25 protein-coding genes and 3 pseudogenes are annotated in these 25443 nt (G+C 58.2%); 19 read left to right on the top strand and 9 right to left on the bottom strand.

Annotated elements, in window-relative coordinates; all coding sequences use genetic code 11:
- Positions 1-35: 35 nt before the first annotated feature.
- Positions 36-320 carry a hypothetical protein gene (locus tag B4F27_RS13490; protein WP_037941814.1) on the top strand — a complete coding sequence of 95 codons (285 nt, stop codon included), beginning with the start codon at positions 36-38 and terminating at the stop codon, positions 318-320.
- Between the two features lie 25 nt (positions 321-345).
- Here B4F27_RS13490 and B4F27_RS13485 read toward each other — a convergent pair whose 3' ends face one another.
- On the bottom strand, positions 346-1011 hold the full coding sequence (locus tag B4F27_RS13485; protein ID WP_037941815.1) for a L,D-transpeptidase: 666 nt from the start codon (positions 1009-1011) through the stop codon (positions 346-348).
- Positions 1012-1259: 248 nt separating this feature from the next.
- Here B4F27_RS13485 and B4F27_RS13480 point away from each other — a divergent pair.
- A pseudogene (locus B4F27_RS13480) lies at positions 1260-1630 on the top strand (IS5/IS1182 family transposase); the annotation flags it as partial.
- A gap of 122 nt (positions 1631-1752) precedes the next feature.
- Here B4F27_RS13480 and mntR read toward each other — a convergent pair.
- Positions 1753-2205: a manganese-binding transcriptional regulator MntR gene (mntR, locus tag B4F27_RS13475; protein ID WP_037941817.1), complete on the bottom strand. Its 453-nt coding sequence runs from the start codon at positions 2203-2205 to the stop codon at positions 1753-1755.
- 116 nt (positions 2206-2321) lie between these two features.
- Between mntR and B4F27_RS13470 the strand changes: the two genes are divergently transcribed.
- A complete protein-coding gene (locus B4F27_RS13470; protein ID WP_235183691.1) occupies positions 2322-3530 on the top strand; it encodes a multicopper oxidase domain-containing protein in 1209 nt (402 codons plus the stop codon).
- Positions 3527-4708 carry a metal transporter gene (locus B4F27_RS13465; protein WP_037941822.1) on the top strand — a complete coding sequence of 394 codons (1182 nt, stop codon included), beginning with the start codon at positions 3527-3529 and terminating at the stop codon, positions 4706-4708. The genes B4F27_RS13470 and B4F27_RS13465 overlap by 4 nt, the downstream gene beginning before the upstream one ends.
- Positions 4709-5045: 337 nt before the next feature.
- Here B4F27_RS13465 and B4F27_RS13460 read toward each other — a convergent pair.
- The 5 genes and pseudogenes from B4F27_RS13460 to B4F27_RS13440 form a co-directional block, all read right to left on the bottom strand.
- Positions 5046-5324: pseudogene (locus B4F27_RS13460) on the bottom strand (hypothetical protein); the annotation flags it as partial.
- A gap of 442 nt (positions 5325-5766) precedes the next feature.
- Positions 5767-6501, bottom strand: coding sequence for a DsbA family protein (locus B4F27_RS13455; RefSeq protein WP_235183692.1), 735 nt, complete (start codon positions 6499-6501; stop codon positions 5767-5769).
- 12 nt (positions 6502-6513) lie between these two features.
- On the bottom strand, positions 6514-7092 hold the full coding sequence (locus B4F27_RS13450) for a L,D-transpeptidase (RefSeq protein WP_037941826.1): 579 nt from the start codon (positions 7090-7092) through the stop codon (positions 6514-6516).
- Between the two features lie 83 nt (positions 7093-7175).
- Entirely contained in the window at positions 7176-7766 is a 591-nt protein-coding gene (locus B4F27_RS13445; protein ID WP_064217181.1) for a L,D-transpeptidase, read from the bottom strand.
- 215 nt (positions 7767-7981) lie between these two features.
- Positions 7982-8981 (bottom strand): annotated as a pseudogene (locus tag B4F27_RS13440) (hypothetical protein).
- A gap of 228 nt (positions 8982-9209) precedes the next feature.
- Between B4F27_RS13440 and B4F27_RS13435 the strand changes: the two are divergent.
- From B4F27_RS13435 to repC, 4 genes are all read left to right on the top strand, one after another.
- Positions 9210-10118, top strand: coding sequence for a recombinase family protein (locus B4F27_RS13435; RefSeq protein ID WP_009824448.1), 909 nt, complete (start codon positions 9210-9212; stop codon positions 10116-10118).
- 341 nt (positions 10119-10459) lie between these two features.
- Entirely contained in the window at positions 10460-11659 is a 1200-nt protein-coding gene (gene repA, locus B4F27_RS13430) for a plasmid partitioning protein RepA (RefSeq protein WP_009807965.1), read from the top strand.
- A complete protein-coding gene (gene repB, locus B4F27_RS13425; protein ID WP_244269040.1) occupies positions 11659-12627 on the top strand; it encodes a plasmid partitioning protein RepB in 969 nt (322 codons plus the stop codon). The genes repA and repB overlap by 1 nt, the downstream gene beginning before the upstream one ends.
- 238 nt (positions 12628-12865) lie before the next feature.
- A complete protein-coding gene (gene repC / locus B4F27_RS13420; RefSeq protein WP_074637407.1) occupies positions 12866-13921 on the top strand; it encodes a plasmid replication protein RepC in 1056 nt (351 codons plus the stop codon).
- A gap of 212 nt (positions 13922-14133) precedes the next feature.
- Here repC and B4F27_RS13415 read toward each other — a convergent pair whose 3' ends face one another.
- A complete protein-coding gene (locus tag B4F27_RS13415; RefSeq protein ID WP_009824445.1) occupies positions 14134-15336 on the bottom strand; it encodes a Fic family protein in 1203 nt (400 codons plus the stop codon).
- A 279-nt stretch (positions 15337-15615) separates the two neighbouring features.
- On the opposite strand from B4F27_RS13415, the gene B4F27_RS13410 reads away from it, so the two are divergent.
- From B4F27_RS13410 to B4F27_RS13370, 9 genes are all read left to right on the top strand, one after another.
- Positions 15616-16101 carry a hypothetical protein gene (locus tag B4F27_RS13410; protein WP_009824443.1) on the top strand — a complete coding sequence of 162 codons (486 nt, stop codon included), beginning with the start codon at positions 15616-15618 and terminating at the stop codon, positions 16099-16101.
- A 40-nt stretch (positions 16102-16141) separates the two neighbouring features.
- Positions 16142-17083 (top strand): ArdC family protein, encoded by a 942-nt coding sequence (locus tag B4F27_RS13405; protein ID WP_074637405.1) that lies wholly within the window; start codon positions 16142-16144, stop codon positions 17081-17083.
- Positions 17084-17106: 23 nt separating this feature from the next.
- Complete coding sequence (locus tag B4F27_RS13400; RefSeq protein WP_074637404.1) at positions 17107-17316, top strand: DUF6330 family protein; 210 nt, start codon at positions 17107-17109, stop codon at positions 17314-17316.
- Between the two features lie 87 nt (positions 17317-17403).
- Positions 17404-17793, top strand: a complete 390-nt coding sequence (locus tag B4F27_RS13395; RefSeq protein ID WP_074637402.1) for a DUF3768 domain-containing protein — start codon at positions 17404-17406, stop codon at positions 17791-17793.
- Positions 17794-17950: 157 nt separating this feature from the next.
- Positions 17951-19933 (top strand): ParB/RepB/Spo0J family partition protein, encoded by a 1983-nt coding sequence (locus B4F27_RS13390; protein WP_074637400.1) that lies wholly within the window; start codon positions 17951-17953, stop codon positions 19931-19933.
- Between the two features lie 76 nt (positions 19934-20009).
- Positions 20010-20603 (top strand): regulator, encoded by a 594-nt coding sequence (locus tag B4F27_RS13385; protein WP_074637398.1) that lies wholly within the window; start codon positions 20010-20012, stop codon positions 20601-20603.
- A gap of 103 nt (positions 20604-20706) precedes the next feature.
- Positions 20707-21360, top strand: a complete 654-nt coding sequence (locus B4F27_RS13380) for a DUF6927 domain-containing protein (RefSeq protein WP_074637396.1) — start codon at positions 20707-20709, stop codon at positions 21358-21360.
- A gap of 126 nt (positions 21361-21486) precedes the next feature.
- Positions 21487-21813 carry a type II toxin-antitoxin system PrlF family antitoxin gene (locus B4F27_RS13375; RefSeq protein WP_074637394.1) on the top strand — a complete coding sequence of 109 codons (327 nt, stop codon included), beginning with the start codon at positions 21487-21489 and terminating at the stop codon, positions 21811-21813.
- A complete protein-coding gene (locus B4F27_RS13370) occupies positions 21810-22328 on the top strand; it encodes a type II toxin-antitoxin system YhaV family toxin (RefSeq protein ID WP_286759898.1) in 519 nt (172 codons plus the stop codon). The genes B4F27_RS13375 and B4F27_RS13370 overlap by 4 nt, the downstream gene beginning before the upstream one ends.
- 290 nt (positions 22329-22618) lie before the next feature.
- On the opposite strand, the gene B4F27_RS13365 is transcribed toward B4F27_RS13370, so the two are convergent.
- Positions 22619-22969 (bottom strand): ArsR/SmtB family transcription factor, encoded by a 351-nt coding sequence (locus tag B4F27_RS13365; protein ID WP_014132722.1) that lies wholly within the window; start codon positions 22967-22969, stop codon positions 22619-22621.
- A 63-nt stretch (positions 22970-23032) separates the two neighbouring features.
- On the opposite strand from B4F27_RS13365, the gene B4F27_RS13360 reads away from it, so the two are divergent.
- Positions 23033-23884: a cation diffusion facilitator family transporter gene (locus tag B4F27_RS13360; RefSeq protein ID WP_038068544.1), complete on the top strand. Its 852-nt coding sequence runs from the start codon at positions 23033-23035 to the stop codon at positions 23882-23884.
- 213 nt (positions 23885-24097) lie between these two features.
- Positions 24098-25240, top strand: coding sequence for an HPP family protein (locus B4F27_RS13355; RefSeq protein ID WP_074637390.1), 1143 nt, complete (start codon positions 24098-24100; stop codon positions 25238-25240).
- Positions 25241-25443 lie beyond the last annotated feature (203 nt).

Raw genomic sequence — 25443 nt, 5'->3', positions numbered from 1 at the left:
CGCTGCAAAGAAAAACAGACATGAAAGGAAGCTTGATGCGGGTTTTGATTCTGAAGCAAAAAATGATGGTCGCAGTGGCGCTGTCGCTCACGGCCGGGTGCGCAGTCCAGCCGACTGGACCGGGCGACGCGGCAAAACGGGGGGGCAACGTTCCCGAAGCCGTGATTGCAATGGCTGCTCCGGATCAGGATGTTGCAACTGCGCGCTTGGTACCGGAAGACGGGTGCTACTGGTACGAACACAGCGGCCCCGTAGAAACAACCTTGCTGCCGCTGCGCACGGCGAACGGCAATCGTATCTGCACCCCTCGCGAAACTTAATTACGTTTGCCGACCGCTGCTTGGCTTAGCTGCGGGCAGTCACGCTGTCCTCCGCCGAGTAAAGATAGGCCGTAGAGCCGGTCTCGACGTTCGGGTAAAGGTCATTGATATGGGCCATAACCATCCGTACGCAGCCCGAACTTGCGCGGCCACCGATACTCCGTGGGCTCGGAGTGCCATGGATGCGCAGAAGGGTATCGCGATCCCCGACGTAAAGATACAGCGCCCTTGATCCAAGCGCGTTTTCCGGTCCCGGTTCCATGCCATCGGCAATGTCAGCATAAAGTTCGGGGTCGCGATTGATCATGCTCTGTGTCGGTTGCCAGTGCGGCCACCTGACCTTGCGCTTGATTGTATAGACACCCGGCTCGTAGAGGTTCCCCCGCGCGATCGCCACGCCGTAGCGCATCGCGGTTCCACCCTCTTCAATGTGGTAGAGATATCGTGCGACCGCGTCGACATGGATATCTCCCGGCACGAGACCGGCCTTCGCGACCACACGTTGCGGTAGGAACCGCGGGTGCAATCCCCATGGGTTGGAAGTCTCGGCAACATAATCCTGAGGCGTCACCTGTGCGTCCCATTCAGCCTTCTGAGCCTCGGTGGGCCAAGTGTCGGCAAAAGCCATACCGGGACCGGTCACCGAAAAAAGCGCCGTTGTTGTCTGAATGAAGTGTCGTCTTGTCAGCATTTTGTACCCTTTCGGTTCCCGCCGGCGATTGATGGCAAGAACGGTATGTGTTCTCATTGAATAGATAGGACTTCTAGTGGCTAGAGGTTCAAGGGCAAATTTTCGTGAGCAAACATGCGATCCTGGCAGTTTCCAGTTTGCTTGGGAGGAGAAAACTGCTCGCACGATACCTGGTCCGAAGTTGCGCAGCGACACTTCGTGAAATCGCAGATTGTCTGGAAATTTAGGCACAGCGGCTTCGATATCGCGACCATGAGATCGGGAGCGTCACGGCACACGGAACTTACGCCACTCGCAAATACTACGATGCCATCTCCGGCTCTCATTCCGTTATTTCGCCCCGTAAGAACGCAAAGCTTGGATGGAGATCATAGCTGTAGCGGCGGCTCGTAATTAGGCCATACGGGCATCGCAGTCTCTGGGCTGTGCGCTCTGGCGACAATGGAGCGGTTATCCCCGCCGAAGCCGCGCCGAGACGAAGATGCAATGTGTGAAACTGCTTGGTCAGCCGCTCATCGCGTCGGACTTTGGCCGCCATGGTGCGAAGCTTCAGTTCCGCTTAGCAGTCGTCAACAGCTACACCGCCCTTGGCATCCCCGTCACAGAAGCTTTGGAATAAGTCCGTCCGGAGAATGGTTAACACCGCCTATCAGCCTATTTGTAGAACATTGCATCGAGGACCCCTCGATTGGTAAGTTAAAGTCTAAGGTCAACCCGCTTACTTCAACGGCAACCACCCGACTATGACCGCTGGGAAAACGCCGCGAACAGCGCAAGCGTCCGTTCGCTGACATGGTGCTCGATGCCTTCGGCATCGCGTTCAGCCGTCTCGGGGTCGAGCCCGAGGCTCAGGAGAAACCGCAAGACGATCTCGTGGCGGTGCCTGCATTCCTTGGCGAGCGCCCGGCCTTCCTCGGTCAGAAATACCGAGCGATACTTCGCACGGGTGATCAAGCCGTCCCGCGCCAGACGGCCAAGTGTTTTTGCGACCGTCGGCGCAGTCACGCCCATCCGTGTCGCGATATCGACCGGCCGGGCCTCGCCGTTCTCGTGGATGAGTTCGGCGATCAGTTCGACATAATCTTCCGCCACTTCGCTGCGCCGCGCTTCGCGCACACCGATGAAGGCCTCGGCGCGGGATTCGACCGCACGTGCCTCTGCCTCGGTTGGATCAAGGTTCTCATCATCCGTCATGCCGTCACCCTCGCACGATCGGGATTGACTCGTAAAGCCTAAGCGATGATTATTAGCCGAAGCTAACTTTTTGCGCCGGGACTTTGGCCTGCGTGTCATCTGAGGGGACAACGTCCATGCCTGTCGATACCAGCAAGCGAGGGCGCGATGTGTCGTCCGCCGTGGAGACATCTCGGCCCACAGCGCCACCTGCGATGGTCACGGAGCCAGTATCGGCGTCGCGACGCGCGTTGTTGGTCGGCGGTCTGGTGGCTGCCGGCGGAGCGGCCGTGGCCGCGAGCCGCGCGCAATCCCAGGCAACGCCCGACCCGATGGCGGGGCATGCTATGCCCGGCGGGGCGGTCGATCCGTATTCGGCCCATGACAGTGGCATGGCGCATGGCAACATGACGATGGTCGGCCAGGTCGACCACGCCCGGAACGGGTTCGACCCGACGGCCATGCTGACCGACTGGGAGATCGGTCGCACCGAAGTCCTGCCGGATGGGCGCACGTTGCGAACGTTCGAGGTGGACGCCATCGACGTGGAGATCGAGATCGCTCCCGGCGTTTTCTTTCCCGCCTGGACGTTCAACGGCCGCGTGCCAGGCCCCGCCCTGCGAGCGAAGGAGGGCGAACGACTGAGGATCGTCTTTCGCAACCTCGGGTCACACCCGCATTCCATGCATTTTCACGGCATTCACTCGGCGCGAATGGACGGCGTTCAAGGCGCCGGGCTGATCGATCCGGGCGAGGAGTTCGTCTATGAGTTCGATGCCAAGCCCTTCGGCTGTCATCTCTATCATTGCCACGCGCTGCCGCTGAAACGGCACATGCACAAGGGCATGTACGGCCTGTTCGTGGTCGATCCAGATCCGGCGCGCCACCCCGAATTTGCGGCCGTTGCGGCGTCGCGTGTGCTGGGCAGCCCGGAAAACGCCGAATGGCAGGAACTGGCGATGGTGATGAACGGCTTTGACACCAATTTCGATGGTGAGAACGAGGTCTATGCGGTAAACACGGTCGGCCAAGCTTACATGAACGCGCCGATCCGGATCGACAAGTCGCGCCCGGTACGTATCTACCTCATGAATGCGACCGAGTTCGATCCGATCAACTCGTTCCACCTGCATGGGAATTTCTTCGACTATTACGACACCGGCACCCAGCTCACGCCGACCCTGCGCACGGTCGATGTGATTATGCAGTGTCAGGCGCAGCGCGGCATCCTCGAGTTCAGCTTCGCCGATCACGAGGATGGGTTGTACATGTTCCATGCCCACCAGGCCGAGTTCACCGAACTTGGCTGGATGGGCTTTTTCGACGTGCGGGAGGCCGGAGCATGACCGATCAGACCCAACACAGCCGCCCGCCGAAGACCCGCCTGCTTCTGGTGCTAGCGCCACTGGCTGCCATGCTGGGCGCCTTTGTCTGGATTGCGTCGCTCGATCCCCTTCGCGGCTTCAATAACGGCGCGCCCCCGGTTGAGGCGCTGACCGTCGAACGGACGATCCTTGACGGGTCGGGGATTTCGCTCAGGGTGCGCGCCGGCGGATCGGAAGCAATGGTGGTCGCGCAAGTCGCAGTGGACGACGCCTACTGGACCTTCACGCAGGAGCCCGCGGGGCCGATTGCCCGGGGCGAAGCGGTCTGGTTGCGAATTCCCTATCCGTGGGTTCTCGGCGAGGCCCATCACGTCAACCTGCTGACCAACACGGGCGCGACCTTCGGGCATGAGATCGGGGTCGCCGTCTCGACGCCAAGTCCCACCTGGGGGCAACTTCGGCTCCAGGCGGTGATCGGGGCGATCGTCGGCCTTTTGCCGGTAGCGCTTGGCCTGATGTTCTATCCGGCCATGAAGGGCGTCGGGCGAAGGGGAATGAACTTTCTGCTGGCGCTGACGGTCGGGTTGCTGGCCTTCCTGCTGATCGACACCATATCCGAGGCACTGGAGCTATCGGCAGAAGCGGCCGCGATATTCCAAGGTTCTGCCATGGTCTGGCTGTCGGCGCTTGCAAGCTTTCTTCTATTGATGGCTATCGGGCGATGGCGCGGCAATCCGGAAGGCATCGCGCTTGCGTTCTACATCGCCCTTGGGATCGGGCTTCACAACTTCGGCGAAGGGCTGGCAATCGGCGGCGCATTCGCCGCCGGATCGGCGGGGCTTGGAACTTTCCTCGTCCTAGGCTTTGCCTTACACAATGTCACCGAGGGCATCGGCATCGCCGCCCCGATGCTTCGTGCCCGGCCGAACCTTTGGACGTTTGCCGCCCTGACCCTGCTCGCCGGTGGCCCGGCCATCCTCGGAATGTGGGCGGGCAGCCTTGCCTATGCGCCGCAATGGTCGGCACTGGCACTCGCCGTCGGAGCGGGTGCGATCCTGCAAGTCATGGTCGAGGTCAGCGCCTACCTTGTCCGTCAAAACGCCGACAGGCAGGCAGCGCTGATGTCACCAGTCGTACTGGTCGGGTTTCTGGGCGGCATCGCATTCATGTACGCGACGGCAGCATTGATCAAAATCTGAGCGGTGATCGGCTGTTTCGGCCTCATGGGGCGGTCGCCCAGCTCGATAAACTGACCCCGTCTGTCCACGGGGAGATCGCTATTTTCGTGCCTCAGTTTGTGCGCCCAAGAGACTTATTCTTTCGTGATTTCAAAATGAAGAATTTGAGGCTAGAGGGACTAGAGGATCCACCTGGATATCACAGATAGGTGAAAACACTGCAAACCCATCTGACCACTATTGCTGAGCCGCACGTCGAAATGTACTGTCTCATATTTTTGTTCTGTCACAATTCTGGGCCTCCGTTAAACCAGCAACAGATGCTACACACCAAAACGAGTGCTTCTTTAGATGTGTTTCATGGCATGGCCCGCCACATGCGGAAACACTCCGTTCCGGTCACCTCGCAGATTAGACCTTGTGCTTCCATCCAAGCAAGGTTGCGCTGGACGGTGCCGCGGCTGGCACCGGTCAGGGTCTCGGCTATTGGAGCGGAGACGACGGGCCATTCGGTCAGCACCGCGCGCAATGCTGGTGGTGTCTTGCCAGAAAGCGGGGCCATCATGGTTTCCGCCCGCGCTGACCATGCCTGGATGTCGTCGAGTTGCCGCATCGCGGTCAGGCATGCTATTTCCATATCGGCGTTGCGACGTCAATCGCCAGCGCACCTCTTCATCACTATCGGCAACGGAGTCGACGCCATCATTTTCCATCGATATCTGCCGCACAAGTCTGTGAACTCTATCTTTAGATTAAGGGCAAGAATATCGGAGCTAAAAGCAAAATCTCATATTTAGTAGGGGCAAAGGACAGCCGTTGATCTCGTTGAATTTCTCATCTCACAAGTAAGGGCTACGTGACACCAGATTTACGTGCGTCTCAGAGAAACCCAATACCGAGCTCAAAGCCTTTTCCACATGGCCAATACAAGATGAACAATTCATCTTTTGAATGCCGGACGTGAATGACTTTTCGCTTTCGATATTGAGACCTCTTGCTCCGGACAACTACAGAGATAGAGGGTCCAGCAGGTGGAAGGTCAAGGAATTTAAGGTCCGATTTCACAATCGTCGTCCGTTTCACTCGGGGACGAGGGCTGCAATCTTTTCAAGAAGGGTGCCGCGCTCGATCACACCGGGGATTATTTCATCACCCAATACGAACGTCGGCGTTCCAGTTATACGCAAAGCTTCTGCCAGACGCAGAGAGGCAGCAATGTGATCGTTCACTAGGTCTGATTGCATATCTGTTTTCAAAACTTCGAGATCGAGCCCCACATCGCCTGCAACTTCCATAACGCTTGCTTCAAAGGCTTGTCCGTTCAATGCCATCATTGCCTCGTGAAACTGCTGATATTTACCTTGGTTTCTCGCGGCAAGTGACGCGCGCGCTGCAATTTCGGAACCGGGCCCTAGGATCGGGAATTCACGATAAACAATGCGGACATCCTTGCTTGTCTCCAGCACGGCTTTGACTTCAGGTGCTGCGCGGCGGCAATATCCACAGTTATAGTCAAAAAATTCGACTAGCGTGACGCTACCATCCAGATTTCCGAAGATAGGAGCGTTCTGTTCGAAGTCGTCGCGCAATTCAGTTAAAGCTGTAGACTGCGCTTCAACAAGTGCTGCATTTTCACGTTCTTGTAGGATTGAAAGCGCTTCGATCAGAATTTCGGGTTTTTCCAAGATCGCTTCAAGCGCCAGACGCTTAATATCTGCCTCATTGAGTTCTTGCGCGGCCACAGTAGTGAAAGAAAATGCTGCGAAGACTGTTGCAAGTATAATTTTTGACAGGTCGCGTCGCGCTAGTGACATCTTAAATTCTTCCTAGAAAGTTGCGGGGTACAGGATCACACGCGTGTCCAGCGGAACCATATCATAAAACTGGACAATCTGATCGTTCACCAATCTGGCGCATCCGTTTGAAACGGCACGGCCAATAGTGCTTGGGTCATTAGTGCCATGCACACGCAAAAAGGTATCCCCGCGTCCCGGTTGAAAGAGGTAGAGGGCCCGCGCGCCTAGAGGGTTGCTCAGACCGCCAGGCATTCCATTCCGAAACGGTCCATATTTCTTCGGTTCACGACGCAACATGCCCGGGGTCGGTGTCCAGCTGGGCCATTCTTTCTTTGCCCCCACATAGAATTCACCTGCCTCATAAAGACCCGGACGACCGATCCCGACGGTGTAGCGAATTGCAGTATTATCGGGTTGGGTCCAGAACAGGGCAAACTGGCTTGGAACAACATGGATTTCGTATGGAGCGGAGCCCTCTGGAATGCTCACTACTTGGGGTAAATACTCCGGCGGTAAATCATACTTTGGCAGCACTACATGGGCTGAAACTGGCTGACTGGTCAAAGCGCCAGCAGCCCCGGCGGCAAGGAGGAATTTTCTTCGATTCATGAAGCTGTGGCTTTCGAAAGGTGAACGTTGAATGAACGCCAGTACACGAGAAAAGACTTTAACAAGTCATGCTAAGTGCGCGATCAAAATAATTTCACTTGTGTTCCTACCTCAGCCAAAGCGAACAGTTCTTTGATATGTTCGTTGTAAAGGCCGATGCATCCGTTCGACGATTGGCGGCCAATTTTCCGCGTGTCCCCCGTTCCGTGGACGCGGTAATATTGCCATGAAAGGTAGAGGGCGTGTGTGCCCAAGGGGTTGTCAGGACCGGGTGGAAAATAGTCTGGCCAATCCGGGTTGCGGATCTTCATCGAAGGAGTTGGGCGCCAGCTTGGTCCTTCCACTTTCTTGATAACGCTAGTGTATCCGCGTTTTGTCAGTTCTTCGGATTCCGGAACGCTCGACGGATACAGCTTATAAACACTTTCATCCTCTGACCAATATTGCACCGCTCGGGAATCAATGTCGCACAGGATTGCACCGTGGTTTAGATTTTCGAAGTGATCCCGCCAGTTTGAGGTGCTGAAGGATGAAATATTGCGGCGCACTGGTGGTGTACCAAGTGGTGCTGTGGTTTGCGCGGTTGCAACGCCTGCTCCTAGGAACACCCCACTTGCGGCCGCACCGAGCAGCGCTCCGCGACGTGAGAAAGATGAGTCTTTAATTAGCTTCATGATCAACCCTTCGGTCATGCCTCTTTCGTCTGTTTACAACCTTCACCCACTGGAGCTTCAAGCGATCAATTGTCACAAAAACGTGAGACGAACAGCGAACGAACGCTTTGGGCTGGAAAAGCCTTGTCGCATTCGAACGGAAAGTGGCTTAAACGATCATCTGGGGCGGCGCTAAAGCGTGGCAGGTCAAGCCTGTGTCAGCCTCGACAAATGACCTATACTAAGTCAGCTTTCCACATGCGACATCTCCCGTGCCCCGCCACCTCGCGGATCAAACCGCTTGCCTCCATCCAGGCGAGATTGCGCTGAACGGCGGCGCGGCTGGCTCCGGTCATGGCCTCAGCCATCGGGGCGGAGACCAAGGGCCATTCCGTGAAAACCTTTCACAAGGCAACCGGTGTGCGGCCAGATAATTGCGCTGCTCATCCCATCCAACCAGCGGGCCAAACGTTCGGGTGGCAAGCCCGAAACGCGCACCCCCCCGGCCCCAGCCATAGCGAGCGGCGCGAAGATGGCACCGCTTCCATCGCTGGTCGCGACCCTGGACGCGGTGACGGTAGCTTCGATCTGGTCGCCGTGGCGTCCGAGGCCCGCCAAGCTCCACAGGTTATACCCCATGCACGCCCGTGTGATCGGGTGGAGACCCTTTGCGGCTGCCATGAGGTCCAGCCACCCACCCGCGCGATCCTCGAAACGCTCAGCGCTGTCTCCAGTGTTCTCGGGATCGCGACGGTCCAGGAAGGCGGCCAAGTCAGCTTTCGGCCCAGGACCGCCTGTTAGGCGCCGAACAGCCCATGCAACTCTTGCCAGTGCATTTAGGTCATCCTGTGCACCTGACAGCCGCATCGATATCCAGAGCGCCAGACGATCAGAACTCACCTGATCCCCTGCGAACCAGCTGAGGTCCGCTGCCTCAATAAGAGCGAGGCGATGCCGCCAGCCTTCCGGGCCACGCAGCAGCCAGTCATCCAGAGCTCCCAAGCGTCCAGCCACTCTTGCCAGTCGCGCAGCGTGAACGCCTTCTGCTTTTGCCCAGACTTCGACGACAGCAGTGTCGGGCGGTTCCGCCCGTGGCCCTGGAGGCAAATCATCCGGTTCTTCTTCAAGTAACCTACGCAGAAACCAGAGATCGTCTTCGTGAGCCTCTTCATCCTCCTGGATGGTGATAAGGGGTTCGTCGTAATCATCGGTAAAAGTAGAGGCTTGCGTCTTCATGTGCACAAAAAGACTGATTTCTTGCACATTACCCAAGCGTTTTTTTTGGCAGCTGCCTGCGCCCTTTATATAGTACGCGCACTCGACTGCCGGCGGAACCTCTCAGTTCGCGCACAGCGCAAGGAAACCAAGGGATTGTGGCCCAGCCCGACGAGAGAACGCTTGATTGCATTCGTTTACAAATGGTCGTTTAGTAGCGATAGATAAAACTGCAAAAGGCCTGTTTTGATGCCATTGATAGGCTACGCGCGCGTATCTACCGAGGATCAGACCCCCCTGCCCCAGTCGCAGGCCCTGAAATCTGCGGGTTGCGCCGAAATCTATGAAGAGCACGCCTCAGGCGGCAATCGCGCGCGGCCGGTGCTTGGGCGTGTGCTCGAACGCATCCAGAGTGGCGATACGCTGGTCGTCGTGCGGATCGACCGGCTTGCGCGGTCTCTGTCGCATCTGCTGGAAGTGATCGAGCGGCTGGAGGCCAGGGGTGCGTTCTTTCGCTCGATCCAGGACCCGATCGACACTGGATCCCCGCAGGGCAAGTTCACGCTGCAGGTCTTGGGCGCTGCGGCCGAGTTCGAGCGCGCCCTGATCCGAGAGCGCACCAAGGCCGGCCTCGCCAGCGCGCGCACAAAGGGCCGCGTGGGCGGAAACCCTGGACTGCGGGCCAAAGACCCTGCCGCTCTTCGCAAGGTGCGGCTAGCGCGACAGGACGGCTACATGGAGCGTCTGAACAAAACGGCACAAGATTGGGTGCCCCATGTGCGCCGGTTGCGCCCCGACTTGGCCTGGGAAGACGTGGTGCGCATCATCAACGGCCCCTTGCCCGAGGCGCGTCGCTGGACCCAAAGCCGTCTTTTGCGCGCTGTGAAGGCCTATGTCCGCGACGGCTTCCTGCCTACCGAGGTGTTGGCCCGCGCCGGGCGCCGCGAAACGGATGATCGCCTGCCCGCCATTATTGCTGGCATCAAGGGCGCAGATCCCGACATCACGCTTCAAGTGATCTGTGAACGGCTGGAATCTATGCGCGAACGCACGCCTCGTGGCCGAACAAGATGGCAGCCGTCTTCGGTGAAAATGCTGTTGGAGCGGGCGGAACGACTTGGCCTCATGCCGTACGAATCGAGCCAAGATCAGATGTAGCTTCTGACCCGAATCCAAAAAATTTCACCGTGAGAAAACTCCGCAGGAGGCAGAAAGTGCCATTAGTTGCTTGGGGTTAGCTGCTAATGTGCCAACTCAACAGAGTAGCGGCTCGATTCGGTTAGATCTGCATTTAATATATCTATATCAATGACTTGCTGAGTTTTTTACGTGGCAACACCTATAGGTGTTGTGGATAACTTTCACACTACATTTAGATTCTTCTTGCCGGACTCACTGGATCGTGGCATTCCCATTCTGACGGCAAAACGCGTCAGACACGCTGTACACCGTCAGAATGATTAAGAGCCTCAACAGAGGCCGAGAGTGGGCGGCAGGACATGGATGATCGTAACATTGGATACACGCAAGGCATAGGCTCTTCCGATATCGGAGCATTTGCCGACAATCTGGCTGAGTCTTTGGATCGCCAGATGAAGATCGCTTTCGAACCCGAAGAACGAAAGTCCCTACGCCGCTTCAGTTCCACCGAAGTCGCCGGCCTCCTGCGCGTAAGCACATCTAACCTGCGCAACCGGCACAAGGACGGCAGCTTTCCGGAAGTGCATACAGACAACCGCGGACACCGGTTCTACACAGCCCAAGAGATTGATGAGTTGCGCGATGTTCTTGGACGCACTGGAAAGAACGCAGAAAGCTACCGCCCAGGTCGACGTGATGGCGATCGTCTCCAGGTGATATCCGTCGTCAACTTCAAAGGCGGTTCATCAAAGACTACTGCAACGATTCATCTTGCGCAAAGGTATGCCTTGCGCGGTTACCGCGTGCTGGTCCTAGACCTCGATCCGCAAGCAAGTTTGACCACGTTTTTCGGCTTTCGGCCCGAGCTTGAGTTCGCCGATGGCGGCACAATCTATGATGCTTTGAGATATGAGGACCAAGTTCCTCTCTCGAACGTCATCCAAAAGACCTACTTCCATAAGCTCGACATGGTGCCCGCCGGTTTGATGCTCTCGGAGTACGAAACCGAGACCGCAAACGCTCTCGCCCGTCGCGTACAGCCCATCTTTGCAGAGCGCCTCGCCTTGGCGCTTGAAGAGGTTGAGGCAAACTACGACATCGTCCTGATCGACTGCCCGCCTCAGCTTGGGTTTCTAACACTGACTGCGCTGGCAGCCTCGACGGGGCTTTTGGTTACCGTGGTACCTGGCATGCTTGACATCGCATCCATGAGCCAATTCCTGAAGCTTGCTTCAGAAACGGTCAAGGCCGTGGAGGAAGCCATCGGTCGGCGTGTCACATGGGATTTTGTCAAGTTCCTGATTACCAGATATGAACCGTCGGACGGTCCGCAGACCCAAATGGCAGGCTACCTGAGATCAATTCTGGCAGGTCAGGTCATGACAGAGCCGATGCTGAAGTCTACGGCGATCTCCGACGCGGGGATGACCCAGCAGACCGTCTACGAAGTCGATCCAAGCCAATTCATCAGAAAGACAATTGATCGCGCCCTGACCAGCGTGAATGGCGTTGGCGATGAGCTAGAGCAGACGATCCAAATGGCATGGGGGCGTCGCTGATGGCCCGAAACATCTTCAACCAGCCTCCAAGGAATGAGACGGAGAGCGGAGCCCCCTCCCCTACCCCGCCAAAAGCGGCAAAGCTGCCGGGATCTGTTGGAGGATTGCGCGACTCTTTGCGCGAGATCACAGCAAACTCGATTCGCGATATCGAACCCGATCAGATTGACATGGATGGGCTGCGCGATCGGTTGGTGCTGGAAGATTCCAGTATCGATGAGTTGGCCGAGAGCATTCGCAAGCATGGCCAACAAGTGCCCATCATGGTCCGTCCATCAGCCCAACCGGACAGATACCGCATCATCTACGGCCGCCGCAGGCTTGCTGCGATCCGTAAGGTCGGTGGAACGGTCAAGGCAATTGTTCGAACCTTGGACGATGACGCATCTCTGATCGCTCAAGGCCAGGAGAACAACCTCAGGCTTGATCCGTCTTTTATAGAAAAGTCTTTTTTTATAAAAGAGATGCAAGAATCCGGGTACAAACCCGGTGTCATTCAAGATGCTCTAGGTCTGACCCGGCAAGGCGTATCCAACCACAGGGTCGTCATAGAACAACTGCCAGACGGTCTTGTTCAACTGATCGGGCCAGCACATGGGATCGGACGACGGCAGTGGGGTGATCTAGCTGCCTTGTCGGTGAAGGTAGATTTGGTGGACATCGCCAAAGAGGCGCTCGCCGCCCTGCCCGACGACACTCCTAGTTCCGAAAAGTTCCAAGCGGTCTATTCGGCTTGCTCGAGCAAAACACGTAGCGACAAGAAGCCGCCCAATCGTGGACTGACTTCGGTCATCAATGATGAGAACGGCAGTTCATTGGGCACGCTGACAATCGATGAGAAGGCGATCGCTCTCAAGGTCACCAAGAAGGACAATCCAGAATTCGGCCAATGGCTCGAAGAGCACGCGGAAGCTACGCTTTTGCAGCTCTTCGTACAGTGGCGGAATGAGAGAGGCTCTGGGTCCTAACCCAGGCCACACAGAGCAACACGAGCAGAGGAGAAAAGCGAAGACCCGAAAGAAAAGAGCCCCCCAAAGTTTCCCCTGGAGAGCCCTCATCATCTGATTAGCATCTTTGATGTAGCAACCTCCAGCATACCGGTCAAGAGTCACCGATTCGGTGGACTGATATTTTTTGCCTTTTTCCGCGAAAATTCGAGGAAAGAGACGGGGAAGTTGTGGGCCGAACGGTCGTCGTGAACAAGCCATGGCATTTACAAAACTCTCGATCGAAGCCGCAGGTGCTGATGCAACCCGCGGCTCATTTCCCCCATCTGAAACCGACGTCTGGACCATCTTCAGAGCCCTGAGAGATGCACGCAGCGTGTTTGGTCTACGTCCTGGCCACATACAGACACTTCAAGCAATGCTCAGTTTTCTGAAACCTGGCCATGGCGAAACGGTTTTTGCGTCTAACAATTCACTTTGCCAGCGCGTTGGCGGAATTGACGAACGGACACTCCGGAGGCACATCAACCGCTTCGTTGAACTCGGATTCATCAAGCGCAATGACAGCTCGAACCGAAAGCGCTACCGCGTTCGCTCATCCGGCGGGGAGTGCATCAGTTATGGATTGTCTCTCACCCCCCTGCTCCAACGTGCGAGCGAGCTTATAGCCATCGCGCAAGAGATGGAGAATAACCGGCGAGATCGGATATTTATCCGCAAACAGATCCTTACAAAGCTCGCCCATTTGGAAGAGCACGATCCTAGCAACGTATTCATCAACCACGCACGGAAAGCTCTACGCAGGAAGCTGAGCCTCCCCGAATACCACGCTCTGCTCGCCAATACAGATGCAGAATGCCAGAGTTTGTCTACCCCGGATGACCCGCCTGAAACTATGGAATTGCCCGCCAATGACGGACAAACTGTCCGGCATCAATCTAAGTCTGAAGAAGAAAAAAAAGATTTAGATAGCAACATAGGCCTTGAGGCCCTGAAACCAGACTTGCTGACCTCAGTCTGCGATCAGGCGACATCGTTCTCCACAGAGAGACTTAGAAACTGGTTGGACATTGAAAACCATGCTCGAACACTTACACCCATGATGGGCATTCACCCAGAGACTTTCGAGAAAGCCAAGAAAGCTGTAGGAGCTCAGAAAGCGTCATGCGCGATCTTCATCATGCTACAGCTTGGAAAACGCATCAGGGATTTTGGAGCGTATTTTCACAGTATCACCCTAGGTCAAAGGCAAAACCAATTTGATCCATTAGCTTTGATCAAGCGACTGTCCGAAAACAATGAGCGAACTGTCTAATGTCCACCGCGGTGGACTTCGAACGAGAAGCGGCGCTTGTGGCAACCAAAACTGTCCAAACGCACCTAGCGGCGCGTGGTGGTTCTTCAGTTTATCTCAGACCAGCAGATGTCCACCGCGGTGGACAAGTGACACACGAGCAAGACTTGATGAACATCTGGCCGCTCATGGAAGAAATCGGCGGCCAGGCAATACACCCTAAATGCCTAAAGTTATTGTGGGAGGCCACCGTCTCCAAAGAGGTTTGGAAAGAGCCGCTCTCGATAATCCAACGGAAACGCCAAACGAACGGGTGTCTTCGGCGAGGCGGAAGACAGGTATCCGGCGGCGGTCAGTTTACTCAGCGTGTTGCGAGCAGTACGCTCGGACGTCTTGAGCACAATCTGCGCGTCGCCTCGTTCCAGTGCGCCATGCCGAAGAACCGCCGAGATTAGTTCCGGCGCTCGCTTGTCATCGATGGTATCTGCAACAAGACGTCGATACCGCTGGTCCAACCCGCCGAGATCGAACAGCTTCGCAGAGAACGTGATCTGGTCGAGCGTCACTTTTAGGAACCATTCGCTGAACGCCTTCAGTGCCGCCTCTGACAGGTTGCCGCGCCCGTCTCGGTCTCCGCGGCGTGGGCTGTCGGCCAGATCCATCATCCGTTTGTACTCGCCCCGATCGGTTAGCCCCCGGGCCAGCCCACGTGATACGGACCAGAGGCCCTGCCCACCAATCCCCGCGGTGAGGGCCATGGCATGAGACATCAGTCTGCTGACGCGGCCGTTCCCATCCGGAAAAGGGTGGATGTAGTTCAGCCGGTGATGTGCAGACGCGATCGCTATGATCCGTCCGCTCGAAGACCGCGCCGCAATCTGAAACCGTTTGTCAAAGTGACCCATGAACGCCGCGACGCGCGACGATGATGGAGGTAGGTGGCGCCCGACCGCAACTTCTCGATCGTCGTCCTGGCGCATGCGTCCTGGAACGATGGACTCTTGTGTGCCGTCGGGATGTTCGATGACCCGAAACTCGTCAGGCATCTCGTCGTAGAAGCTCTTATGGACCCAAGTCAGGAATTCGACGGATGTGGGGCGGGGCAGGGTGCCTATGCGATGCATCTCATCGATGGTCCGTTGAACGATGACGTGCGCCCGGGCCTCAAGGGCGAGAGGGCGGGTTTCTTCCTCAAGCTCGGCACCAGCCAGCGCCCTTTCGATGTCGCGGGGGCGCGTGTTGTGTCCTTCGATCAGGTTGGAGTAATAGCAGTTCATCACGCGGACGAGATCGGCAAGCTCGGCTGCGCTGTCAGGATGCAGCCCTTGTCCCAGCCCGGCGGCTTCCCTCTGGATGTCGACCGAAAGGTCTGCCAATTCTGTAGGAATACGCTCCTCGAAGAAGCAGGGTTCGATTCTGGCGGGTGTTTCCAGCATTTTTGCCGATCTTCTATGTTTGCAAAGTAATTGAAAAACATACACATTTCGGAGACGTAGGCAAGGTTTTGCCGATATGCGTTGCCGATCTTGGTTGCCGATCTAGAATTACTGCATGAAATCAATGGCTTCGGCAGATGTGCCGGGCTTTTCGGTATTGTTGAGTGCCCAAAGGGGCCGGAAAAAGAGAAAGTGTTCTTCGGCTTTTGTGACTGACGGATGAGGGCCTTTTGGGGTCCCTCAGATGGGTCCGGGCCGGGTTCCGGTCTGTCTTTCCTGATGAAGGGCATTCCCATGCAAACAGGTGTCTTGCGCGTGTTACGCACGACCGCTGCCTCGTGGTGGCGGCATAGAGAGCTGCGCCGAATTGGCCAGACGTTGCTGGCACAGCGGCTCGAACGCCAGGCCGTCCTGCGTGATCTCGGTTATCTCAGGCAGGCGGCGACGCTGCCGAATGCCCATGTGATCAGCGGAGAGGGCGGCACGTTCATCCATCTCGGTTGGACCACCGTCTCGACCCTCGCGCCGATCGAGCGCTTTCCCTTGGCTGCCCTCGCGGTCGCACGAGGAACCCCGTTCATCGATATCCGACCCGTCACAGATGTCATCGCCTTCGCGACCCTGCCGCGGGTGGCGCGGGACGGATCGGGCGACCCTGACCCTTGCGGTCCTGGCAGGTCCGTCTCGCTGACCACCTACATCGACATGGTCGAAGCCCCCGGTGCCAGGATCGCCAACGATCCGCGCCCCCGCCAGTCAACCTGATCACCATTCCCTCTCACCAACACTCGAAAGGAGGCCAGCCATGGCCCGATCCCGCACGCCCAAATTCGATGCCTCCGAGATCATCACAAACGAAATCATCCGCATCATCGAGCGCGGCGTCCTGCCATGGCGCAAGCCATGGACGGCAGGTGGCAGCTGTCGCCCCCTGCGCGTGGGCGGGGAACCCTACCAGGGAGTGAACAACTTCCTGCTGACGATGCGGACCGTGATGGCGGGCCACAGCTCTCCCTTCTGGATGACGCTGCCGCAGGCCAATGCGTTGGACGCAAAGGTCCGCAAGGGCGAGAAGTCCTCTGTCGTCGTCTATTACGGTCAAAGCCGGAAAGACGCGGGCGGCGATGAGCATGACCGCAGCGACGGGGATGATCACTCCGAGGAAGCCCGCATCTTTCGCTTTCAGAAATCCTACCGCGTGTTCAATGCCTGCCAGATCGATGGCCTGCCCGACAGTTTCTTCCCCGACCCGGAGCCCGCGCCCGAGCATCCTCCGTCCGAGCCCATCCCGCACATGCAGGCGTTTTTCGATGCCATCGACATCACGACTGTCTTCACGGGGACGGAGGCGTACTATTTGCCGCCCGTGGACAAGGTCTACATGCCGTCCATCACGCGGTTCCAGGACCCGCGCAATTTCTACGGGGTCTGGGCCCATGAGCTGGCCCATGCCACGAAAGCCCCGCATCGGCTGAACCGTGATTTCGGGTTCTCGAAGTTTGGCAACACGTCCTATGCGCGCGAGGAGATCGTCGCGGAATTGACCTCGGTGTTCCTGGGTCAGACGCTCGGCTTCACGGCGCATACGCTCGAGATGAATGCCGCCTATCTCCACAACTGGTTGCGCGTTCTTCGGTCGGATAAGGGCGCGATCTTCCGGCACGCCGCGGACGCGCAGCGCGCCTGCGACTATCTGATCGCCAGATCGGAGACTGGCAGGGCAGGGCGCAGCGCCAAAGCGGCCTGACCACACGGAGAACGGAGACACCCATGTCACGTAAGGAACCCAAGACGCTGCGGGTGGCATGCTTCAAAGATGGCCGCCGCAAGATCATCACCTTCAAGCGCAGTGCCTATTGGTGGAGCGCGTCCGAGGGTGCCTATCCTCTCTCGGCAGCGCTCGGAACCATCAAAAAACAGGGTGGCTGGGTCGAAACCATCCCTAACCCGAATTACAGACCCAAGGGTCTGTTCGGGTAGGGCACCTTCTGCTTCGGTCCTGCCGCCAGGCGGAAAAGAAAAAGCGGGCTTTGGGAAGGGTGTTTCAACTTCTCAAAGGAGATCCCCATGTCCATGACCGTTCAACCCCAGCCAGACCGTCCGGATCCGAGTGTGATCGCGGCGCAGAACGACGCGTTTCGCAAGCTCGCATGCCTTGGGGTGCCGCCCGCGCAGCCCATCCAGGGCCGGATGCATGTCACCCGCGCGCTTATGGAGGCCGGTGACGGCTTCATGGCCGAGGCGGTGAAGGCGACCGGTGAGTTTGCCACATTCGAGCCTGAGAATGATCCCGAGGGATGGCATGATTTCGGGGCGGTCGAGATCCGGGGCGAAACCGTGTTCTGGAAAATTGATCTCTATGAAGCAGACTCGGATTTCCGCCACGGCGCTGAGACCCCGGACAATCCTGCCACAACCATGCGTGTGCTGACCATCATGCTGGCACGCGACTGGTAGAAGGGCAGGGGACTCCCATCCTGACACCCCAGGCGATGAAGGCCCACTGACCCCTCAAAGGGAGAGTGGGCCTTTTGTCGTGGTGATCCCTGAAGCCGGGGATTGGTCACGCGCAAGCGCGCGCGGGCCACACCTCACCCACCTGGAAGGATATCCCATGACCACAAGCTTTGCCCCTCTCACCCTCGCCATCGGCGATCTGGTCCCACACCCCGCCAATGTGCGCAGCAACTCTTCGGAAACCTATGACCCCGAGAACATCGCGCATCTGAAAGCCAGTATCGCTGTGCTGGGCCTGCTCCAGCCGCTCTTGGTCCAGAAGCTCGACGGCAAATATGCTGTCCTCGCCGGTGGCCGACGCCATGCCGCGCTGAAGGAGCTGATCGCCGACAAGGCCACCAAGGGGTTCACAGCGAAGACCAAGGTGGACTGCCGCCTCGTGCCGGAGGACTGCGACGTCACCACGGCACTGTCGCTCGCCGAGAACATCACCCAGGCTCCGATGAACGCAATCGACGAGTTCGAGGCTTTCGCGCGGATGATGGAGGTCGACGGCCAGACGCCCGAGACCATCGCAAAGACCTTCGGCACCACGGTGGCCGCCGTGAAAGGCCGGTTGCGCTATGGCCTGATCCACCCCGACATCCGCGCCGCGGCTCGGGGCAAGGTGATCACGCTCGATACGATGAAGGCCTTCGCCGAGCACCCGAGCCAGGAGGCGCAGCGCGAGATCTTCGAGGCGCTCACGAAGGACGGAGGCTATCTTCAGGCCTACACCGTCCGTCAGGCCCTTAAATCCCGCGGCCTGCAGGTCAGCGATGATATCGGGGCCTTCGTGCGCGCGGACTACGAGGCGCGGGGCGGTGCCGTCGCGGCTGACCTTCTGGAAGAGCATTCCGTGCTTGAGGATGCGGCGCTGGTCGAGACCATCCTGCTTGAGAAGCTCGGTGCAGCCGCCGAGGACGCCCGTATGAGGCTGGGCTTTGCTTGGGCCGATGCGATGGTGCGCTATGACTACGCGACCATGGCCGACTATGGCCGGGTCTATCCCGGCCCGATCGAGCCCGATGAGGCTGCCCAGAAGCGCATCGATGAGATCACCGCCGAGCTTGAGCAACTGCAACTCGAGATGGAAGATGAGGGGCTCGACGACGGTGCCTACAACGCCCTTTACGACCGCGTCGACGCTCTGGAAGAGGAAGCCCGTGACCTGCAGGAGGCCTACAGCACCGAGGATCTGGCGCGGTCCGGGGTGATAGCCTCGTGGCAGGGTGGGCAGATCACGCTCCATATTGGCCTCGTCCGCCCCGAGGACACCGCCAAAGAGGAAGGCGCGCGCGGCTCCTCGAGTAACCCGACCGGGGAGGAGGCCCCGGGCGCCGGCGAAATCACCTACCCGGCCTCGCTGGCTGAGTACCTCAAGACCGAGCGGGCCATGGCCCTCGGCGCCGCGATGGCGCTGCATCCGGAAGCCACGTTCGATCTCACGCTCTTCAAGCTGGTCAGTGATGTTCTGGCCAGCGGCATGAGTGTCACGCAGGCGATCAAGGTCGATGCCCGCAAGGAATATCGCAGCCATGCCAAGATGGACGAGATCGATGCAACCTCGCTCGAGCAGGTGGCGCTAGCGCATGATGCGCTTGATCTGTCCTGGCTCGATGACACCCGCGCGCCCGCCGATCAGTTCGCGGCGTTTCGCGCGCTGGAGGCAGGGGAGAAGGCCAAGCTTGTCGCCTATGCTACGGCCAGCACCACGCAGTCCTGCTTCGCACGGGACCGCCAGCGCGACAGCCTGATGCATGATTTCGAGATTGAGATCATGCCCGACATTCGCGCCCACTGGACGCCGAATGCGGCGCTCTTCAACCGCTTCAAGAAGGCCTGGCTCCTGAAGATCCTCGGCGAGGATTTGGGCCTGGCCCAGGAGGCTGTGACGCTCGCCTCGTCGAGCAAGAAGGAGATCGTCGCCTTCTGCGACAAGCTCTTCGCCGAGCCCTTCGCCACGCTCACGGACGCGCAGCGCGCCGCGGTGGCCGCCTGGTGCCCACCGATGATGCAGACCGCCGGTGTCGCCTTTGAGGAGGCGGAGCCCGCTGCGGAAACCCCGGAGCCTGACAGCGAGGTCGCGCAAGCGGCCTGAGCCATCACGCGACCCGCGCGTGGACCACGCCGCCCGCGCGGGTCGACCCTCCCACACCCAACGGAAAGACATCCCCATGGCTATTCTCAAGTTCTCTGCCTCCGCTGTCGCAGCGCAGATCGCCCACGCGCGTGCCTGCAAAACCTTCCTGCCCAACTGGAACGGGCCCGTGGACAGGCCCGCCCTGATCCTCATCGTCGGCAACGGCGTGCATCTGCGCTCGAACGGCATCGATGGCACGACCACCCGTATCGTCACCACCGAACAGGCCGATCCCTCCTTCGCCTTCGCCGACGGCATGAACCCGTTTCGGGACACCGACTGGATGGCGCAGCGCCGCATGGCGTTTCGCGATCTGACCGGCCAGTTCTACACCGACATCCTGGACGATGTGCAGGTGCTCATCGACCGAGGGCAGGGGGCGATCCGGCTCGCCACCGATGGCCACAGCATCCGCGTCTTCGTGCGCCGGGCCTCGGACTATCTCATCGGCGGGACCTACGAGGTGCCCTCGGGCCTCGGCGGCACCTTCCGGGTCATCCTCAAGGATGCCTGCGACACCTTCGCGATCGTGCAGAACTGCGGCAATTGCGAGGATTTCGACGCCATGCAGCCCTATCGCGTGCCGCTTGATGCGCTCATGGAGATCGACGATCGGAGGGTGGCGTAACCCGCCCTTTCTCAAACAAGCATCGCCAATACCCTGCCGGGCCTGCGGCCCTCTCGGGACATTGGCGACAACAATTTTCCCAAACGAGAGAAAGGACTCTGAAATGGGTTGGCTTTTCTACACCGACGGCCGCGTCCAGACCTACGCGGATGAGAAAGCGGAAATCGCCCGGCTCTGCACCTCTCATGGCGAAAGGCGCAAGACGGAACTGGTCAAAGCCTGCAAGGTGGGTTCGACTTGGTACGCGGCGGCAAAGGTCACAAATATCGACGGCACCCCTGTCGAAGACACGACCTATATGACCGATGCGGATGGCTCCATCACTTTCGCCGCCGTATTCCTTACCCGATATGATGACGGCTGCTGGGGCTACAAGGACATGGAGGAAAGCGCGGGACCGGTCGAATCCCGCGCGCCACTGAGCCTATTGGCCCTGCTGTCCGAGCTGAAAGACCCAGACAGCTATGCTCATGCCTGGCGCCAGCGCTGCCAGGACTGGGCTGCGATCCCGGACTACGAGGAAGGCGACAAGATCAAGCTCGCAGCACCTGTGACGCTCACCGATGGCAGTACATGTCAGATCGTCACCGCGACGCACTACAAGCGGGGGCGGCAAAATCGCCGCTGCTACCGCATCGAGGAAACCGGTGGGCTCGTACGCCTGTCGAAGGCCTCGCTTGCAGGCTCGGAGCTGCTCAGCTCCGCGAAAGGTGCGGCTAGCCCGGTGCTGGCGGAGTTCCTGGCGAGGCGAAATTAGGTCCTGCGCCGGACGGGTCATCGACCTGCCCGGCGACAGCAGATGCTGCGGCTTGTCTTGACAAGGCAATGCAAATGCATTACCCATCGCAGGTAGCAAATACCCCCTTTCTTTCAGGAGACTGCCATGACAGCGCTCGCACAAGACGTCTCGAAACTGACGGATCGGTATCAGACGACCGTGCCGGCGGGTGTGCGCAAACAGCTCAAGCTGGGCAAGGGCGACCAGATTCGCTACTGCACCGAGCCGAGTGGCAGGGTCTATATCGAGCCCGTGCGCAGCGAAGAGGAAGATCCCGTGCTCGGAGCATTTCTCGATTTTGTCGAGGCTGATATCAAGGCGCATCCGGACCGCATTCGGGCGTTCGATGGGGCTTTGCATGACCGTCTTGCAGCACTGGTCGGAGACGTTGACGTCGATCTCGATGCGCCGCTATCGCTCGAGGATGAATGAGCGGCGATAGCGTGCCCGCCCAAGCGCCCCTTGTCGTAAACGGATGGTCGATTTATGCGCATCCGCTCTTTCTGGACCAGCTCGAAGGGCTGACCCTGGAGGTCGAGGCGCATAAGGCACGCGATCCCAAGACCTGGCGCAAGAAAAATTCCACGAAACGGCTGGCCGCCATCTTCAAGCTGGTCACCGAGGCCATACCGACAGATCCGAGTACCGCCGCCTACCGGCAAGGCAGCACGCTCGGGGATCACCGCAAGCACTGGTTCCGGGCGAAATTCTTCCAGCAGTATCGGTTGTTCTACCGCTTCAACAGCGATGCGAGGGTCATCGTGGTGGCCTGGGTGAACGACGATAAGACCCTGCGCGCCTACGGCAGCAAGACGGATGCCTATGCGACGTTCAAAGGGATGCTGGAAGATGGAAATCCACCTGACAATTTCGACGCGCTCTTGAAAGAAGCTGCGGCGGCGGACAAACGGTTCGAGACGTCTCTCGAAGCGGTGCCCGATCGGTAAGTGGGGTCGAATGCCTGAAGGAGCCGAATCCCACGCTAAGGCTGCCAGTAAGGGGGTCGTTCTGCGTTTCAATCTCCCTTCACCATTCGGCCGAGTGAAATAGGCGACATTGGTTTATCACATGGCTGGTAGGTGAAATTCTCAGAAGTCCCTCCCTATCCGTACACCTGCCGTTCGCTGCATCGTGTACGAACTGGCATGATGCGGACAAAGCGCCATTTTGCTGCGGCTGCGCAAATGGCTGCTTTAGGCCTGGCGCACCAATAGAACATTGCAGCAGGACACGTCGGTTAATCCGTATAGCTTCGGCAGGCATCGACCCCTACGGCTGTCGAGGCAAGTAGTTGATCTGCGTCGCGGATGAGATCAGCGATCCGCCTGTCCGCAAGGCGATACCGGACGAACCGACCTTCGTTCCTGCGACTGACCAGACCGCAATCCAAAAGGCAGCGCAGATGGTTCGAGACATTGGGCTGACCAAGCCCTGTTTGGGTAACGATTTCCTGCACGCTGCGTTCGTCCGACAGTAGCGCATCGAGGATCGCAAGACGGCTGGGGTCGCCGAGACCCCGGAAGAGCTTTGCCCGCGGCTCAAGGGTGTCAGCTGCCGAAAGATCGTCTTGAATGTTTTGCAATGTCATATCATTATCCACTGATACGTTAGCGGCGACTTCTTTCGCACGCTACCTTCAAGAGGATCGCATATGAGCCGAGCAGATAACACCACATTGCCTACAACGTCTTTGCCGATCCGGATGCGGGTGCATGGCATGGACTGCGCCAAGGATGCCGCCGAGATCGAACGGGCCGCTCGGTCTGCGGGCGTGGCTGAAGGCGATGTGAAGGTGTCTGCCGCAACCCATGTCATGACATTGCGGATCGCCGAAGACGACTTGCCGAAAGTGCGTCCAGCACTGGACGCAACCGGCTATGGCTTTGAGCTGATCAAGAGCGGGGATACATCGTCCGATCCGGCTTACAAAGACCCGAGCTATCGCCGCGCGCTCTGGATCGTGGTCCTGCTCAATCTCGGCTACGGGGTGATCGAGATGTTCGGCGGGTTCCTGTCCGGATCGCAAGCTTTGAAAGCAGATGCCCTGGATTTTTTGGGCGACGGCGCAATCACCTTTCTGGGCCTGCTCGCTATCGGTTGGAGTCTGACATGGCGGGCGCGGTCGGCGATGATCCAGGGCGTGTTCTTGGGATTTCTGGGGCTTGGCGTTGTCGGCAGCACAATCTGGCGTGTCCTGAATCAGACGACACCAGAGGCCGGGTTAATGGGAGCCTTCGCCGTGGGCGCGCTGATCGTAAACATTCTTGCGGTGCTGCCGCTGCTAAAACACCGCAAGGGCGACGCCAACATGCGGGCCGTATGGCTGTTCTCCCGGAACGACGCCATCGGCAACCTCGCCGTGGTGATCGCTGCCGGACTGGTCGCCTGGCTCGGCAGTGCCTGGCCTGACCTCATCGTTGCTTTCGCCATCGCAGGGCTGTTCCTGCATTCGTCATGGATGATCATCCGGGATGCGCGGAGTGATCTGTCAGAAACCGAGTGATCTGGCGGAAAAGCTGACGTGCGAACCGGAAACCGACATTCGCCACTGCGCAGCGAGTCCGGAACTTTGGGCTCACAGCTGACCTTCGCCACAGCTGCAAATAGAGGATCAGACGTTATAGGGGTTTTAGGTTCGTAGTGCAGACTTAGCAGGCGTTGCCAATTTTCTTAATTTCTGAAAGAGCGAGCCTACCGCAAACTGAAAGTTCTTGCTCTGTCTCATCTTGGTTCATTTGGTCCTGCCGTCGCGAAAAGTTCGCCTGTCGAAGCCCTTCGAGCGGGCCTTGGTGCATTCGTCGGGCTTGCTTTGGCTGGAGCCTTTGTTCTCGCACCAACGATTGATTTGACGCTTGGCTTATATTTGGTCGCGCCGTTCGGAGCGAGTTCGGTTCTTCTTTTTGCCGTTCCGAACAGCCCGCTGGCTCAACCGTGGTCGGCGATTATCGGCAACGTTACCGCCGCCTTGGTCGGTGTTGCGGTATGTCTGGTCGTGCAGGACCCCGTTCTACGTATTGCTTTAGCTGTGGGCTTGGCAATTACCGTGACTATACTGTGTCGTGCGTTACACCCACCGGCTGGTGCCGTCGCGATGACAGTAGCAATGAGCCCTGACGCGGTGCAGGAGTTAGGGTTTTATTTTGCCCTTATGCCGATTGGGATCGGCACGGTCGTTTTGGTCCTCATTGCCATGGTATACGGACGCATGACAGGGCGACACTATCCATTCCGCCAGTTCGATGATCCTAACCGTTATGGGACGCAAGACCTTGAGCCAATGAAGCGTCTTGGATTAACTGAGGCAGAACTGTCCGACATTTTGGGCCGCTATAAACAATCTTTCAATCTTGGAGTCGAGGATCTGGCGCGCTTGCTTGGTGCTGCGGAAATGCAGGTGGCAGCCCAAAGGTCGGGGCCAACGGTCGCCGCTGATATCATGTCGCACAATCTGATTACGGTTCAGCCGGAAACGCCTTTAACAGAGATAGCAGATTTGTTCCGGCGTTACCGGTTTACAGCATTGCCGGTCGTAGGGGGTGCAGACCGATTTCTGGGGGTTATCTTTCAAATACATCTCATCGACCGGGCTCGTGAGGATAGTTTGCGCCTCAAGCGCGGCTTCGGGAAGGCATTACACCGACTGCTTGACCGCCGCCGTGAAATACCTGTGCAAGCAACTGATATCATGAGCGTCGGCGGACCACGTGCAACCGCAGACACCCCCTTGTCGGCGCTGCTTACCCAGATGGCTGACGGAGCTGTTGACGCCGTCCCCGTCTTAGAGCGCGGTCAACTAATAGGGATCGTCACACGCACGGATCTGATCAGCGCGTTGGCGCGGAAAAGTCTGGATAAATAATCTATAGAATTACGAAATTCTCGCATGAGTTATGAAATGCATTAACCAAGTAGATTTTCGCACGCCTCCCGAAAAAAAACATTGGAGAGCTCACAAATTCTTCGTTTGGCGCTTCAATAAACCCTGTTTAATATCCAAGGCGCTTTTGATCATCGTCGCCTCTCACCACGGTAACAGACTTTAGCTGCGCTGTCGAAAAGCGG

It is taken from the genome of Sulfitobacter sp. UBA1132, assembly GCF_002311545.1.
GTDB lineage: Bacteria > Pseudomonadota > Alphaproteobacteria > Rhodobacterales > Rhodobacteraceae > Sulfitobacter > Sulfitobacter pontiacus.
The sequence above is the reverse complement of the archived record's forward strand: the minus strand, read 5'-3'. Positions and strand labels throughout refer to the sequence as shown.